This is a genomic window from Martelella sp. AMO21009 (assembly GCF_053484295.1).
In genome coordinates this window covers 23,345-37,367 of record NZ_JBAKFR010000025.1, presented here as the reverse complement: position 1 = coordinate 37,367, position 14,023 = coordinate 23,345, and the positions used below count along the sequence as shown (strand labels likewise).

The 14,023-nt window shown below is 60.8% G+C and carries 15 protein-coding genes and 2 pseudogenes; 12 read left to right on the top strand and 5 right to left on the bottom strand.

Annotated elements, in window-relative coordinates; genetic code table 11:
* A complete protein-coding gene (locus V6766_RS20110) occupies positions 1–1,491 on the bottom strand; it encodes an aldehyde dehydrogenase (RefSeq protein WP_448469505.1) in 1,491 nt (496 codons plus the stop codon).
* 286 nt (positions 1,492–1,777) lie between these two features.
* On the opposite strand from V6766_RS20110, the gene hutC reads away from it, so the two are divergent.
* The 10 genes and pseudogenes from hutC to V6766_RS20060 form a co-directional block, all read left to right on the top strand.
* Positions 1,778–2,533 (top strand): histidine utilization repressor, encoded by a 756-nt coding sequence (hutC, locus tag V6766_RS20105; RefSeq protein WP_448469503.1) that lies wholly within the window; start codon positions 1,778–1,780, stop codon positions 2,531–2,533.
* Between the two features lie 9 nt (positions 2,534–2,542).
* Positions 2,543–3,871, top strand: coding sequence for a UbiD family decarboxylase (locus V6766_RS20100; protein WP_448469501.1), 1,329 nt, complete (start codon positions 2,543–2,545; stop codon positions 3,869–3,871).
* Complete coding sequence (locus V6766_RS20095) at positions 3,871–4,470, top strand: UbiX family flavin prenyltransferase (RefSeq protein ID WP_448469499.1); 600 nt, start codon at positions 3,871–3,873, stop codon at positions 4,468–4,470. The genes V6766_RS20100 and V6766_RS20095 overlap by 1 nt, the downstream gene beginning before the upstream one ends.
* Positions 4,467–5,186 (top strand): aspartate/glutamate racemase family protein, encoded by a 720-nt coding sequence (locus tag V6766_RS20090; protein WP_448469497.1) that lies wholly within the window; start codon positions 4,467–4,469, stop codon positions 5,184–5,186. Before V6766_RS20095 ends, V6766_RS20090 begins: the two co-directional genes overlap by 4 nt.
* Positions 5,187–5,200: 14 nt before the next feature.
* A complete protein-coding gene (locus V6766_RS20085; RefSeq protein WP_448469495.1) occupies positions 5,201–6,295 on the top strand; it encodes an NAD(P)/FAD-dependent oxidoreductase in 1,095 nt (364 codons plus the stop codon).
* Positions 6,276–6,596 (top strand): (2Fe-2S)-binding protein, encoded by a 321-nt coding sequence (locus V6766_RS20080; RefSeq protein ID WP_448469493.1) that lies wholly within the window; start codon positions 6,276–6,278, stop codon positions 6,594–6,596. Before V6766_RS20085 ends, V6766_RS20080 begins: the two co-directional genes overlap by 20 nt.
* Positions 6,593–8,008, top strand: coding sequence for a (2Fe-2S)-binding protein (locus tag V6766_RS20075; protein WP_448469491.1), 1,416 nt, complete (start codon positions 6,593–6,595; stop codon positions 8,006–8,008). The genes V6766_RS20080 and V6766_RS20075 overlap by 4 nt, the downstream gene beginning before the upstream one ends.
* Positions 8,009–8,023: 15 nt before the next feature.
* Positions 8,024–8,464 (top strand): pyridoxamine 5'-phosphate oxidase family protein, encoded by a 441-nt coding sequence (locus V6766_RS20070; RefSeq protein WP_448469489.1) that lies wholly within the window; start codon positions 8,024–8,026, stop codon positions 8,462–8,464.
* A gap of 80 nt (positions 8,465–8,544) precedes the next feature.
* Positions 8,545–8,733, top strand: a pseudogene (locus tag V6766_RS20065) (AAA family ATPase); the annotation flags it as partial.
* A gap of 27 nt (positions 8,734–8,760) precedes the next feature.
* Positions 8,761–8,823 (top strand): annotated as a pseudogene (locus V6766_RS20060) (hypothetical protein); the annotation flags it as partial.
* Positions 8,824–9,054: 231 nt separating this feature from the next.
* On the opposite strand, the gene V6766_RS20055 reads toward V6766_RS20060, so the two are convergent.
* The 3 genes from V6766_RS20055 to V6766_RS20045 form a co-directional block, all read right to left on the bottom strand.
* Positions 9,055–9,441, bottom strand: coding sequence for a type II toxin-antitoxin system death-on-curing family toxin (locus tag V6766_RS20055; RefSeq protein ID WP_448469487.1), 387 nt, complete (start codon positions 9,439–9,441; stop codon positions 9,055–9,057).
* An 11-nt stretch (positions 9,442–9,452) separates the two neighbouring features.
* Entirely contained in the window at positions 9,453–9,680 is a 228-nt protein-coding gene (locus tag V6766_RS20050; RefSeq protein ID WP_106308240.1) for a transcriptional regulator, read from the bottom strand.
* 148 nt (positions 9,681–9,828) lie between these two features.
* Positions 9,829–10,905, bottom strand: a complete 1,077-nt coding sequence (locus V6766_RS20045; RefSeq protein ID WP_448469485.1) for an NAD(P)H-dependent flavin oxidoreductase — start codon at positions 10,903–10,905, stop codon at positions 9,829–9,831.
* Positions 10,906–11,039: 134 nt separating this feature from the next.
* Here V6766_RS20045 and V6766_RS20040 point away from each other — a divergent pair, with 134 nt between their 5' ends.
* Positions 11,040–11,921, top strand: coding sequence for a LysR family transcriptional regulator (locus V6766_RS20040; protein ID WP_448469483.1), 882 nt, complete (start codon positions 11,040–11,042; stop codon positions 11,919–11,921).
* A gap of 153 nt (positions 11,922–12,074) precedes the next feature.
* On the opposite strand, the gene V6766_RS20035 is transcribed toward V6766_RS20040, so the two are convergent.
* Positions 12,075–12,767: a GntR family transcriptional regulator gene (locus V6766_RS20035; protein WP_448469481.1), complete on the bottom strand. Its 693-nt coding sequence runs from the start codon at positions 12,765–12,767 to the stop codon at positions 12,075–12,077.
* Positions 12,768–12,903: 136 nt separating this feature from the next.
* On the opposite strand from V6766_RS20035, the gene V6766_RS20030 reads away from it, so the two are divergent.
* Positions 12,904–14,016, top strand: a complete 1,113-nt coding sequence (locus tag V6766_RS20030; protein WP_448469479.1) for a sugar ABC transporter substrate-binding protein — start codon at positions 12,904–12,906, stop codon at positions 14,014–14,016.
* The last annotated feature ends 7 nt before the right edge of the window (positions 14,017–14,023 follow it).

Sequence of the window (14,023 nt, the reverse complement as noted above, 5' to 3'; positions counted from 1 at the left end):
TCAACCGATCACGAAGGGGTTTTCAATCTCTTCAGCGGTGGACAGCCAGACGGCCTTGGTCTGGAGATATTCGTAAATTCCGGCGACGCCATTCTCGCGGCCGATACCGCTCTTCTTGTAGCCACCGAAAGGCGTCGTGTAAGAAATGTCACGATAGGTGTTGACCCAGACGCTGCCGGCCTCAAGCTGCTCCGACATTTTCAGGGCAAGCCGCATATTCGACGTCCAGACGCCGGCGGCGAGACCGAATTCGCTGTCATTGGCAATGGCCAACGCCTCTTCCGGTTCATCAAAGGGGATGGCGGCAAGAACCGGACCGAAAACCTCTTCGCGGGCGATGCGCATGTCATTATTGACGCCGGAGAAGATTGTCGGCTCGACGAAAAAACCGGTCTGGCACTCGTCGATATCCGGACGCTTGCCGCCCATCATCAGTTCCGCTCCTTCCTCGCGGGCGATGTCGATATAGCTCAGCACCCGGTCATACTGCATGCGGTTGGCGATCGGGCCGATCTGCGTCTCCAGCTTGCGGGGGTCGCCGATACGGGCTTGCCCAGTGAAAGCGGAAAGCTTTTCAAGGAATTCGTCGTGAACGGAGCGGTGAACCAGCAGGCGCGAGCCGGCGATGCAGGTCTGACCGGTCGCACCGAAAATGCCGCCGACGACGCCGCGCACGGCATTGTCGAGATCGGCATCGCCGAAAACGATATTGGGGGATTTTCCGCCCAGTTCGAGGCTCGCGCGTTTCACGTCCTTCGCCGCCAGCGAATAAAGGTATGCGCCGGTTTTCGTTGAGCCGGTAAAGCCCAGATGGCGCGTCAGCTTGTGGGTGACGAGCGGTTCGCCAACTTCGGGACCAAAGCCGGTCACCACATTGATCACCCCGGTGGGGAAACCCGCCTTTTCAACGAGTTCCATAAGTTTGAGCGCGGTGGCCGAAGTATGCTCGGCGGGCTTCATGACGATGGTGTTTCCGGCGGCCAGCGCCGGAGCGGCCTTCAGCGAGAACAGCAAAAGCGGCGCGTTCCACGGCACTATACCGACGCATACGCCCAGCGGCTCGGGGCGCGAGAAGCTCAGCGCAGGCTTGTCGCAGGGGTGAACGGAACCTTCGACCTTGTCAGCCAGACCGGCGTAATAGTGATACCAGTGCGGGATATAACGGATCTGGTGGCGCATTTCCTCCAGCAGGCGGCCATTGTCGTGAACCTCGACCTCGGCCAGTTCGTCGGCATGCTCCTCGATCAATGCAGCAAACTTCTGAATGATGCGGGCTCGCCTGGTCGGATGCATGCGCCCCCATGGACCTTCTTTGAAAGCCTTGTGGGCCGCGCGTACGGCGCGGTCGGCATCGTCGGCGTTGCCGCGCGGCACCAGAGCCCAGGGCTCCGCGGTAAAGGGATCGATCGTCTCGAAATACTCCCCTGAAGCGGGGGCGACCCATTCGCCGTTTATATACATCGACAGCTTGGGCAAAGCTTCTGCGGACATGCCTGTTCCTTTTCAAATGCCATTCTGCGCATTTCCACATCACGATATGAAAATTGCGATATCTATTTCTAGATAAACATATATTTTTTCGAGTCGTCAATAATAGAAATTATAGTTTGATATAATACCTAAAAATTAGGCATTTCGCCCAAAATATCACCCCTTCATGCCTAAGATGGCGCCATGGAAGCGATATTCGCATCATTGACGGTCGGTTTTGAAATAAGGCTATGGACAAATAGTGATATACATTTTAGGTGGTCTAATATCATTTTGCAGGAAGCCCATGACCGACAATCCACAACCCCTCTACGCGCAAATCAAAAGCGCCATCGACCGTCGCGTAGAAGCCGCTGAATGGCCGGCTGACTTTCGCATTCCGACCGAAGCAGAACTTGCCGAGGAGTTTGGCGCTTCGCATCTGACCGTCCGGCGCGCATTGCGCGAACTTCAGGCCGAAGGGGTCCTCATCCGCGTTCAGGGGCGCGGCACCTTCGTCGTTGGCCCGCGCATGCAGTGCGCGGTTTTCAATATCCCGGATATGTCCGAGGAAATTGCGCAGCTCGGCGGCGCCCACAGCGCCCGCGTGATCCAGCTTTGCGTCCTGCCGAAGGACAGCCCACTGCGCGGCATGTTGCAGGTCGGCCCGGAAGACGCTGTCTTTCATTCGCGTCTGCTGCATCTGGAGGATGGAACGCCGATTCAGCTGGAGGACCGTTTCGTCAACGCCTCCGAGGCGCCCGGTTACATCGAACAGGACTTCACCAAGAACACGACTCATAATTATCTTTTGCGCGAGACCACGGTCACCAATGTCGACAACACCATCCGGGCGATCCGGGCGGATGAGGAATCGAGGCACCTGCTGCAGATCGACGCGAACCAGCCCTGCCTTCTGCTTGACCGGTCGACCTGGCGTGACGGCATTCCTGTTACCCGCAGCCGCTTTCTCTATCCCGGCGACCGCTATCGTCTGCGCAGCTCCCATGAAGCACACACCAGTCGGATCGCGCCGCCCCTCTCCCTAACCAAGAAACGCTAGATTTCAGCCATGAGAGACTTTGTTCAGAAACTGCAGAAACGCGGCGACCTTCTGATCGTCGACAAGGAAATCGACCCGGCCCATGAACTGGCGGCGGTCACCCATCACGTCCAGAAGCGATGGGGAAAGCCGGTCCTGTTCAACAATGTAAAGGGAACGAAATTTCCCGTCATCACCAATGTCTATGGCACGCGCGAGCGACTTGCCGAGGTCATCGGCATCGATGCGGACGATTTCTGCCGGCAATGGAGCAAACTATCGTCTTTGGGCACCTCCAGCATGGCCGAGCCGCTTGTGCCTGCCGATGAAAATAATATTGAATATGAGGAGGTGAAGCTGTCGGACCTGCCGCTGATCACCTATTCCGATCGTGACGGCGGGCCTTATTTCACCTCGGCCATGTTCATCGCCAAGGATCCGGAAACTGGAGTCGGCAATCTTTCCTATCACCGCTCGATGTACATCAGCGACAATGAACTGCGTTGCCGTCTGGCTCCCCGCCATCACCTGACGATCTATCATGAAAAGGCGGAAAAGATGGGCAAGCCGCTGGAGGCGGCGATGCTCATCGGCACGCCTTCCCATGCCTTTCTGACAGCGGCGGCACCGCTGCCCTACGACGTCGATGAACTGGAGGTGGCGGCCCGCCTGCGCAGCCGGCCAATCCCGATGCGCAAATGCAATCACATTGACCTTGAGGTCCCGGCGGAAACGGAAATCGTCATCGAGGGCCGGTTCCTGCCCAATGACAGGCGACCCGAAGGACCGTTCGGCGAGTTTATGGGCTATTACGTACCCGTCGGCCCGAACGCGGTTTTCGAGGTGCTAGGCGTCACCGCGCGCAAAAACGCGATGTTCCACTCCATCCTGTGCGGTTCGCCCGAAGAGGTGCTGACGCTGGAACTGTCGGTTTCGGCCAGCATCTACCAGCGCCTGAGCGCCGCCCTACCGGGCATCGTCAACGTCGCCTGTCAGCCCTTCGTCAATCACGCAATCATCCAGATCGAACCGCAATTCGAAGGTCACGCCCGACAGGTCATGCTAGCGACCATCGGCGCGGAACCCATCTGGGCAAAACAGATCACCGTCGTCGATACCGATGTCGATATTTTTGACATGAATGACGTTCAATGGGCAATCCTGACCCGATCACGACCGGACAAAGACGTGATCATCATTCCAGAAACCCCGTCCTTCTATCGTGACGAGGCCAAGGATCACTGGGGACGGATGCTTGTCGACGCCACCAAGCCCTGGGGCCGCGAGCAGGAGTTTCTGCGCAAGCGGCTAAGAATGGTCAAAGACGTGAAGCTATCAGACTGGTTCGAGGGCGCGTAATGGCCGAGCGGCGCCTGATTATCGGGATTTCCGGCGCGTCAGGTGCGATTTATGGCATCCGCGCGCTGGAACTGGCGCGCGGATCCGGGGTCGAAACCCACCTCGTGGTCAGTCAGGCGGCGCTTCTGACGCTGAACCAGGAGCTGGGGCTGACCAAGGGGGACCTCTTCTCCCGAGCCGATGAGGTTCACCCGGTCCAGAATGTCGGCGCGACCATCGCCAGCGGCTCGTTTCGCACCATGGGCATGCTGATCGCGCCGTGTTCGGTAAAGACGATGTCCGAAATTGCCAGCGGAGTAACAGCCAATCTGATGAGCCGGGCCGCCGATGTTGTTCTGAAGGAACGGCGGCGACTGGTACTGATGCTGCGTGAAACGCCGCTGCATCTGGGGCATCTGCGCAGTATGACGACGCTGACAGAAATGGGGTCGGTGATCATGCCGCCGGTTCCCGCCCTTTACGCCCGTCCACAGACGATTGACGAGATGGTCAGCCACAGCTGCGCGCGTGCGCTGGATCTTTTTGAAATCGAAACCAATGCCATCAAACGGTGGGACGGGATCAAGGCCGACCTTGCCCGGCAGGAGGAAGCGCGATGATCGCGCCAGTTCGCCATTGCACCATACATGGCCGGACGATTGGCATCATCGTGCTGGATACCGGCTTTCAACGTCTGCCCGGCGATATTGCCCATGCCGAGACCTGGCCGTTTCCCGTCCAGTATCGCATCGTTCGCGGGGTGCGCCCGGCCGATGTCATCGAGGGCGATCCGGCCGAGACACTTACTGCTTTCCGGGAGGCGATCGACGATCTGGTCGCGCTCGGCGCGGGCGGGATTGTCACGAGTTGCGGGTTTCTCGCCGCCGTGCAGCCGGAACTGGCGGCCTATTCTTCCGTTCCCTTCCTGTCTTCGGCCTTGCTGCAAGTGCCGATGGTCGCCCGTGTCCTGCCTGCGGGTCAGAAGGTCGGGCTGGTCGTCTCGGATGCCACTGCGCTGCAGGAGCGCCACTGTCGCAATATGGGGTTTGCCCCCGGCCTGCCCATCGCGGAGCTTCTCGCCGATGGCCCGATCCGCGCGAATATGCGCGACAATGCCGTGTCCGTCGATCCGCTGGCCCAGGAACAGGATGCGATCGAAACCGTCGGCAGGCTAGTCGAGGCGCATCCCGAAGTCGGAGCCGTCGTGCTCGAATGCGCCAATCTGCCACCCTATTCTGCAGCGATCGCTCGGCAATTCGGCCGTCCTGTCTATGATGTGGTGACCCTGGTGCACTGGCTTCACAGTTCCCTTGTTCCGCCGGACTATGCGCGGTGAGCCGACGTTACGACATGGCGGTCATCGGCGGCGGTCTGATCGGCTCGGCCCTTGCATGGGGCGCGGCGCGCGCGGGAGCCGATGTCATTTTGCTGGATGAGGGCGATATCGCATTGCGCGCCGCCCGCGGCAATTTTGGTCTCATCTGGCTGCAAGGCAAGGGAGTGGGCCATCCCGACTATATGCACTGGTCCATCCGGGCCGGGCGGCTGTGGCCAGAGATGGCAGATAAGCTACGCGAGGAAACCGGCATCGATATCGGCTGGCGCGGCGGGGGCGGTCTGAATTTCTGCTTGTCGGAGGATGATGTCGTCGCCCGTCGCGACATGATCGCCCGGACAAAAGAACAGGGCGGCGAGATTGCATTTGACTGGCTGGATCGCAACGAACTGAAGGCTCGCTATCCCGGGATCGGTCCGGACGTGTTGGGCGCTACGGTTTCCGATCTGGACGGTGAAGTCAACCCGATGCTGACCATGCGCGCAATGCAGCTGGCCTTGCTGAAAAACGGCGGTGCATTGCGCACTGGCTTCTCAGTCCGCGACATCCGCCCGTCGGCACAGGGATTCGACATTGAAAGCGGCGACGACGCCCGCGTCCAGGCCGGGCGCGTCGTCATTGCGGCAGGGCTTGGCGCGCCGGCGCTTGCTGCCAATATCGGCATTCGACTTCCGCTATCTCCCGAGCGTGGGCAGATTTTAGTGACAGACCGCGTCGCCCCCTTTCTCGACCGCCCCTCGGGAGCGATCCGTCAGACATGCGAAGGCACCGTCCTGTTCGGCAGCTCGCATGAGGATGCGGGCTTTTCCACCGGAACAGATGTGGACACGATTGCCCGGCTTTGTCATCTGGGAGTTCGGCTGTTTCCCGCTCTCGCAGCCGCACGGGCGGTGCGAGCCTGGGGGGCGCTCAGGATCATGACGCCGGATGGTCTGCCGGTTTATGAAGAATCGAAGAGCTGTCCCGGCGCTTTTGCCGTAACCTGTCACAGCGGCGTGACGCTGGCCAGTGTGCACGCTCTCGATCTCGGGCCGGCGCTGGCTGCGGGATCGCTCGGACCGGCCCCCGACACGATGAGGAGTGCGCGTTTTGACGTTTCGCTCAATTGAAGTCGCACCCTGGCACGGACATTTTTTCTTCGAGGGGCAGACCATTCCCTTCCATGCCGGCGACAGCATTGCAGGCGCCTTGCTGGCGGCGGGCGTTTCGACTTTCCGGACCACTCCTGCAAAGGGATCGGAACGCGCGCCCTATTGTCTGATGGGTGTATGTTTCGACTGTCTCATGCGCATTGACGGCGTCGACAATCAGCGTGCCTGCATGACGATGGCATCGCAGGGTCTGGAGATCGAACGTCAGGACGGCTTTCGCCGGGATGCTGTTTTAACAAAGGCGGGAAGAAAACCATGACAGCCAGCTGGGATGCCGTCGTCGTCGGAACCGGTCCGGCCGGCATTGCCGGGGCAACCCGGCTCGCCGAAGCCGGCCTCAAGGTTCTGGCGGTGGATGAAGCTCCCGCGCCAGGCGGTCAGATCTGGCGCGGCATTGAAACCATCCCCGACAGCCGGGCAACAGTGCTCGGCAAGACCTATATGGCGGGCAAGGCGCCGGTTGCACGTCTGCGCGCCAGCCCGGCCACGCTCCGCCTTTCGGCGCAGCTGTGGCGGGCCGAAACGGATGGTACAGTATGGCTGCGCGATAGCAACGGGATTTCGAAACACAATGCGGCCTGCCTTCTGGTCGCGACCGGAGCGATAGAAAGGCCCATCCCCCGGCCGGGTTGGACATTGCCGGGCGTTACCACCATCGGAGCATTGCAGATTCTGCTTAAGCGGGAAGGCATTTTGCCCGATGGGCCACTGCTTCTGGCCGGAACCGGACCACTTTTCTATCTTTACGCCCACCAGTGCCTGATGGCCGGAAAACGCAATATCGTTCTTGTCGACACGGCCTCACCGGTCAACTGGCTACCGTCGCTGCGTTTTTTTCCACAGGCACTGCTCGGCGAGGGACCCTCCTATCTTTTCACGGGCGTCAGCCTGTTTGCGGCATTTCTGCGTCATCACGTCAAGATGATCGTCGGCGCACGCGACCTTCAGATCAAGCGCAGCACGGATGGAAGGATCATCCTACACTATCGTAGAGGAAAGCGTCGCCATCAGCTCGAGGCGGCGCATATCGGTCTTCATGAGGGGGTCATCCCCGAAACCCATCTGACTCGCTCGCTCGGTTGTGACCATGAATGGTCAAAAGCCGGACAGGCCTTCATTCCCACCCGTAATGGCGGGCTACAAAGCTCGGCGGAGCGCATCTTCATAGCCGGTGATGCAGGCGGTATCGGAGGCGCCAGCGTGGCCTCAATTGAAGGCGACATTGCGGCCCTCTCAATCCTCGGACATCTTGGGCGAGGCGGCGATAATGAACGGCAGATGCGTCGGCTGCAATCGGCGCGGGCGGCACATCTCGCTCCGCGACCGTTTCTGGATAGACTTTACTGGCCCGGCACAGAAGCTCTGGCGCCACCTGATGACGCCATCGTCTGCCGCTGCGAGGAAATCACCTCCGGCGAGATTCGCGCGGCACTGCAAGCCGGCGCCCACGGACCGAACCAGATCAAGGCATTCCTGCGGCCGGGCATGGGTCCCTGCCAGGGGCGGCTCTGCGGACCGCTGCTGACCGCGCTGACCATGGCAGAGCACGGCATCTCACCTGAAGACGCAGGCGCTTTGAGTGTTCGCTCACCGTTAAGGCCAGTAAGCGTGGGTGAACTCGCTTCACTTCATGACCAGAACACCAACCATTCGACCGACCGCGTAAGCTGACGAGCGCCTCGACACATGAAAACAGCTTTCTCAGATACGATCGACGTCTTCCTGCTTGGCCATCACGTCATGTCAGTTGCTCTCTGTGATTCAAATGGTCCATGGGCTGCAAGCGTTTTCTATGTGACTGATCTGGACAGGCGCCGCCTCATGTTCTTCACATCAGAAACGACCCGCCACGGCGCCGCTTTGCTCGCGAATGGAAAAATGGCGGCAACGGTCGCAGGGCAGGAACGCGACGTCGGCAAGCTTTGCGGTCTGCAGATCGAGGGAGATGCCGCCATGCTGAAAAAAGCAGAAGCACAAAAAGGCATTGCACTATTTCGGACAGCATTTCCCGAAATCACTGATAATAAAGCCACCCTCTGGGCCTTCCGACCCAACCTGATAAAACTCACCGACAACACCAAGGGCTTCGGGCATAAGGAGGTCTGGCAGGCCGGGCGAGATAACTAAATGTCTTTTCGCCGGGCAAGCTGCGTTGATCCAGAGACATGGCAAGCGAGAGGGAATGGTCCTATCTCCGGCATCGACTCGGCGTTGGCAAGACCGAAACGGCGCTTGAAATCGCCCGCCAGCTTTTCGGCGGCGAACAGTCCCTGACCACGATCAAGATGTAGGAATATCAGCAGCGCCACACCACCTCACGCCTTATCGGCTCGCCGCCGGGCTATGTCGGCTATGGCGAAGGCGGCCTTTTGACAGAAGCCATCCGCAATAAACCCTGTTGGGGTCAGGAATAGGCGGCCGAGCTGTATCTTGCCGCGCGTGTCGCGATTGATCCCGATCCGCCGGATGAAAAAGCGTTCCTGCAAAACCTAGCGCAATCTTTACGGCTGCCGATCGCTCTCATCAGTCATCTCGTCGCCCAGGTCGCGCGCAGAACCTGGAGACCAGATAGCGCCGTCGAGCAATAATATCCGTCGACGGGCAGCGCCTTCGGATCGAAATCGGCGGACATATCGGCTCCTCTGCGCGCTGCCTGAGAACGACTTTGGGCGGAGCACATTGCATCGCCCGAAGTCCGGCAATAGCCTGATTTACCGTCAAGCTTCGACCAGCCGCTCCCTGAACCAGCGCGCGAGTTCCTCTTCCCCGATCACGCCGCCAGCCACGCCTTTCATCAATTGAATGGCATCGACGGGCTGGAAACGAAGCCGGTATCCGTTGTCAGCAAGGAAAAGACGCGCCGCGATCCAGGCCGTGCGCTTGTTGCCATCCATGAAACCATGGTTCTTGGCGAGACCAAACGCATAGGCTGCGGCAAAATCTGACGCGTCCGGGGAGCCATGTGCAGCCAGATTCTGCGGACGGGCCAAGGCGCTTTCTATCCCGTCAGCATTACGGATGCCTTCGGAGCCGCCATGTTCCGACAATTGCCTGTCGTGAACCGCATATATGACAGCCGGTTCCACCCATCGCCAGTTCTTCATTGCGGCCCCCGTCATTTGGCGAGCGCGCGCAATACCTCGCGGTCGTCGTGCATGATTTCATCGGCGAGTTCCATCTGGCGGACGAATTCCGGATTATAGGGCGTAAGGCGATAGCCTCCGTCCGCTGTTTCCGTCAGATAGAGGGTATCGCCCTTCTTGACCTTCAGATGGGCCATTATTTCCTTGGTGAGGATGACGCCGGACGATGCGCCAACCGTTGTAATCTTGACACTCTGCATAGCGGCTGCCTCTTTATATAATACCCATTATATAGACAATGACGCTTGTTCGATCAATGGCAGGGAAGTCCGCGGCGAGATGCGACGCCGCGTGCGACGCGGGATCACGACATCTCGCAACGCCGCTCCCTGTGAGCGGAACCAGAGTTTAACGGCGATCGTCGATACACGGCGCTTCATCGAACCGCATTTCACGCGCGAGTGTTGCCATCAGCTCTGCGGCGGGCATGGCACGCGCGAGCGGCGCACCCTGCCCCGCCCATTGCGCACCAAAGCCGGCCTCGCCGCAGGCTTTGGCGGCGGCGTGAAGGGCCTTTCCGGCGTCGTAGGCAATGGGATAGTCGGGCGGCGTGGCTCCGCGAAGCGGTGTTTCCGCCAGTTCCGTGAACCGGTTGGCAAGTGCGCGCGCCGGCCGGCCGGAAATCGCGGTTGTCAGCCGCGTGTGGAGTGCACCCGGTCCCTTCAATGCAGCGCGATAGGCATCATCGGCGGCCGACTCGGGACAGGCAATAAAGGCTGTCCCGAGCTGTGCGGCGCTCGCGCCGAGATCGCAGGCGGCGGCAATGCCCGCGCCATCCATGATCCCGCCTGCCGCGATAACAGGGATGCCGGTCTTCCTGACCAGAAGCCGCGTCAGCGCAAATGTGCCAAGACCATCGTCGGTGGCCAGCGGATCGAACACGCCGCGATGCCCGCCGGCTTCGATCCCCTGCGCGATGACGGCATCAAGCCCGGCGGCCTCGACGGCTTTGGCCTCGTCAAGGCTCGTCGCCGTTGCAAGAAGCCGGATGCCGGCGTTGTTCAGGGCAGTGATCGTTTCAGCCGGCGGCAGGCCGAAATGAAAGCTGACGACAGCCGGCTTTTTCTCGACCAGAAGAGACAGCATCTCCGGGTCATCGGAAAAGCTCTTGTAGATGACGCGCAGATCGGCAGGCGGCGCGGCGCCGAATTCGGCGAAGACGGGCTCGAGTGCCGCCAGCCATGCTGCCTCCCGTTCCGGGTCCTGCACGGCAGGGCCATGCACGAAGACGTTGACGTTGAAGGGCCGGTCCGTTTGGGCGAGGGTTTCGTCGATCATGGCGCTGGCACCGGCGACGTCACTCGCGCCGATGCCGATCGAGCCAAGCCCGCCAGCGTTTGAGACCGCCGCCGCCAGCGCCGGCGTCGAGACGCCAGCCATCGGCGCCTGAATGATTGGCAGCGTCATTCCGAGTCCTTCAAGCATTTCGCCATCTCCTTTCACCGTTCCGCATACATATCGATCAGGTCAGCACAAATTCCCTGAAAGAGAATTCACCTTGACGTTCATTACCATTTAAAGAATATATATTTCCATTTGTTCTGCAATGGAGAATTTCGATGGACCTCGCCACACTCGCCGTCTTCAGGGCCGTCGCCAGAGAGGAGAGCATCACCCGGGCCGCCGAACTCCTGGGTCGCGTGCCATCGAACGTCACCACCCGGATCCAGCAGCTGGAGGCGGAGATTGGCGTGGCGCTGTTTGCCCGCGAGACGCGACGCATGGTGCTGACCAGCGAGGGCGAAACCTATCTCGACTATGCCGAACGCATCCTCAATCTCGCCGACGAGGCGCGCCAGCAGATCAATCCCGAAGGCCCCGGCGGCACACTGCGCATCGGCTCGATGGAAAGCACGGTCGCAAGCCGCCTGCCCACATTGCTTGCCGCCTTCAACCGCGACTGGCCGGAGGTGACGATCGAGCTCCCGACGGCGCCGACACGCCAGCTTGTCGATGCGGTTCAGGCCCACCGTATCGACTGCGCCCTAATCGCCATTGCGGCGGACGATAGCTGGAGCGCGCTCGACGCGCTGGAAACAGTCCCCGTCTTTCGCGAGGAGCTCGTCCTCCTCGTGCCAAAGGGGCACCGCCCGGTTCGCGCGCCAGCGGACGTGGGACCGATGGCGCTGGCAGCCTTCGCGCCGGGCTGCACCTACCGCATGCTGGCGGAGGAATGGCTGATGGGCGGAAGCCGTGCCCGCTCGTGCCTGAAGATCCAGGAGGTCGGCTCCTACCACGCCATGTTCGCCTACACCGCGGCGGGGGCCTGCGTCAGCGTCATGCCGAAAAGCGTCGCCGACACGCTGTCCCATCTCGGCTCCGTGGAGGAGCATGAGCTGATGACCGTCGACACCCATTTGGCCTGCCGGCCGGGGTTCGCCACGCCCGCATTCCTCGAATGGCGCAAACGTCTCCTGGCGGCCTCGAACATCGAACCTTAAGCGAACGCATGAGAGACCCATCGTCCCTGATGCGTTCCAGAAACCGGTCGACCTGCTTTTCATTATTCTCAAGCATTCTCAAGCGGCGCGCCGATCGCCTTTGCGCAAGCCTCTTCTTGGCCGCTTTCGGGTCAAGCTACATATGCCCCGGAACTACTGCGCCAGAGTGTGATCAGATCGGGGGCCGCTTTCTTGCAGCGTTTTGAGGAGCACTTCATACGCGCCGTCAATGTCCTCCCGCAGGGCGGAGACCGCGCCCCCGGCATCGCCCGCGCAGATTCGCTCATACAGAGCGCGGTGCTGCCGGTTCGACGCCTTGTAGTGACCATGGCGTTGCAGCAGGTGGAACTGCGGATTGATCCGGAGCCAGAGTGTGCCGATGATCTCAAGCATGAGCGCGGAGCCCGCCTGCGTGTAAATCGCGAAGTGGAATTCGTAGTTGCGGTGGATGAAGTCGCGCACCTGCCCCTTGGCTTCCGCATCTTCCATGCTTTCCAGCAGGGCCTCTAGTTTCGCCTCGAACGCCGGCGTCCGGTTCGCGACAGCCCAGGTGACGGCCGAGGCCTCGATCTCGGAGCGGACTTTACGCAGGTCCTCAAGCTGTCGCACGCCGAGCAAAGGCACGCCGATCGACCGACCGGACACGACGGTCAGCGCTCCGAGCGCCATTAGCCGGGAAATCGCCTCGCGCACCGGCATCGGGCTGACATTCAGCGCCTTTGCGATGCTCGCCACGGTGACCGATTCTCCCGGAGCGATCTCGCCCTGGAGGATCAGGTCGCACAGGCGCTGGTGCACCAGCGCCTGAAGCGTCTCCTTTTTCAACGGCGTCACGTTTTCGAGCATGGTGAATCCTCTTGTTCCACACACAAAGCTACGAAATTTCGCCTAAAAGAGAAAGAGGTTTTGACTTTTGATCAAAGATATTTAATCTTCAGACCTGTCGGGCGACCTGGAGAGTCGCCTACCAAGGGAGGAAGCCATGATTGGACGTTTATTAGCCGGCGCAGCCTGCGCCATCGGTCTTGCGGGGGCAGTGCAGGCGCAGGACGCCGAGCCCTATAAGATATTTCTGTCGATGAGCTACATCGGCAATGACTGGCAGGCCGAAGCCTCGAACATGATCAAGGCGCTGGCCGCATCCGAGGATTACAAGGACCGCGTCGACCTTGAGGTGCAGGTTGCCGGCCCCAATGCCCAGCGCCAGATTCAGCAGATCAATGCCATGGTGCAAGCCGGCGCCGATGCGATCGTGGTCTACCCGATCTCACCCACGGCATTGAACAGCGTGGTGCGCAGCGCCTGCTCGCGCGGTGTGACGATCATCGCCTACGATGCCGAGATCACCGAGCCGTGCGCCTATAACGTCACCATCGATCAGGCCGAAGCGGGTCGAAAGACGGCCGAATGGCTGGTCGACGAGATGGGTGGCGAGGGCGACGTGGTGATGGTCACCGGCGTTCCCGGAACATCGGTCGACACCGCCCGCACCTCGGCAGCCAAGGAAGTGTTCGCTGAACACGAGGGCATCAATATCGTCGGCGAGGCCGTGGGCATGTGGAGCCAGGCGGTGGCGCGGACCGAGCTCAACAAGCTGATGGCGACCCGCGACTGGTCCGATATCGACGGGCTGTGGATGCAGGTCGGCTGCTACACCGCCAACGCCATGCAGCTCGAGGCGGGCCAGGCGCGCGAAGACCTTCTGCCTTGCGCGGGCGAGGGTTCGAACGGCGGGCGCATCCAGATGCTGCCGGCCGACGCCGCGGTTGACGGCGCCGCAACGCCCTATGCGCCGATGGGCGCGGCGCGGATTTCCTATGCCTCGCCGCCCTATTCCGGCGCGCTGGCGCTGAAGCTGGCGGTCGACAAGCTCGACGGGGCGGATATCCCGCAGCACACCACCCTGCCGCTGCCGCTGGTCACCAACGATACGGTCGAGTTGTGCGAAACCGGTAGCTGGGAAGAACAGAAGGCAGGCTGCAACGCCTTTCAGCCAAGTCTGGTTTCAAACCCGGGCTGGTTCGCCTCGATCTTCTCGGAAGAGCTGCCGCAACTCGGGTTGAATGCCGCGCTTGTGGGCCAGCCCGAGCGCTGAACCCGCG

Coding starts and splice junctions, on each gene's coding strand:
- V6766_RS20110 (WP_448469505.1), bottom strand. CDS start 1,491: ATGTCCGCAGAAGCTTTGCCCAAGCTGTCGATGTATATAAACGGCGAA.
- hutC (WP_448469503.1), top strand. CDS start 1,778: ATGACCGACAATCCACAACCCCTCTACGCGCAAATCAAAAGCGCCATC.
- V6766_RS20100 (WP_448469501.1), top strand. CDS start 2,543: ATGAGAGACTTTGTTCAGAAACTGCAGAAACGCGGCGACCTTCTGATC.
- V6766_RS20095 (WP_448469499.1), top strand. CDS start 3,871: ATGGCCGAGCGGCGCCTGATTATCGGGATTTCCGGCGCGTCAGGTGCG.
- V6766_RS20090 (WP_448469497.1), top strand. CDS start 4,467: ATGATCGCGCCAGTTCGCCATTGCACCATACATGGCCGGACGATTGGC.
- V6766_RS20085 (WP_448469495.1), top strand. CDS start 5,201: ATGGCGGTCATCGGCGGCGGTCTGATCGGCTCGGCCCTTGCATGGGGC.
- V6766_RS20075 (WP_448469491.1), top strand. CDS start 6,593: ATGACAGCCAGCTGGGATGCCGTCGTCGTCGGAACCGGTCCGGCCGGC.
- V6766_RS20070 (WP_448469489.1), top strand. CDS start 8,024: ATGAAAACAGCTTTCTCAGATACGATCGACGTCTTCCTGCTTGGCCAT.
- V6766_RS20055 (WP_448469487.1), bottom strand. CDS start 9,441: ATGAAGAACTGGCGATGGGTGGAACCGGCTGTCATATATGCGGTTCAC.
- V6766_RS20050 (WP_106308240.1), bottom strand. CDS start 9,680: ATGCAGAGTGTCAAGATTACAACGGTTGGCGCATCGTCCGGCGTCATC.
- V6766_RS20045 (WP_448469485.1), bottom strand. CDS start 10,905: ATGCTTGAAGGACTCGGAATGACGCTGCCAATCATTCAGGCGCCGATG.
- V6766_RS20040 (WP_448469483.1), top strand. CDS start 11,040: ATGGACCTCGCCACACTCGCCGTCTTCAGGGCCGTCGCCAGAGAGGAG.
- V6766_RS20035 (WP_448469481.1), bottom strand. CDS start 12,767: ATGCTCGAAAACGTGACGCCGTTGAAAAAGGAGACGCTTCAGGCGCTG.
- V6766_RS20030 (WP_448469479.1), top strand. CDS start 12,904: ATGATTGGACGTTTATTAGCCGGCGCAGCCTGCGCCATCGGTCTTGCG.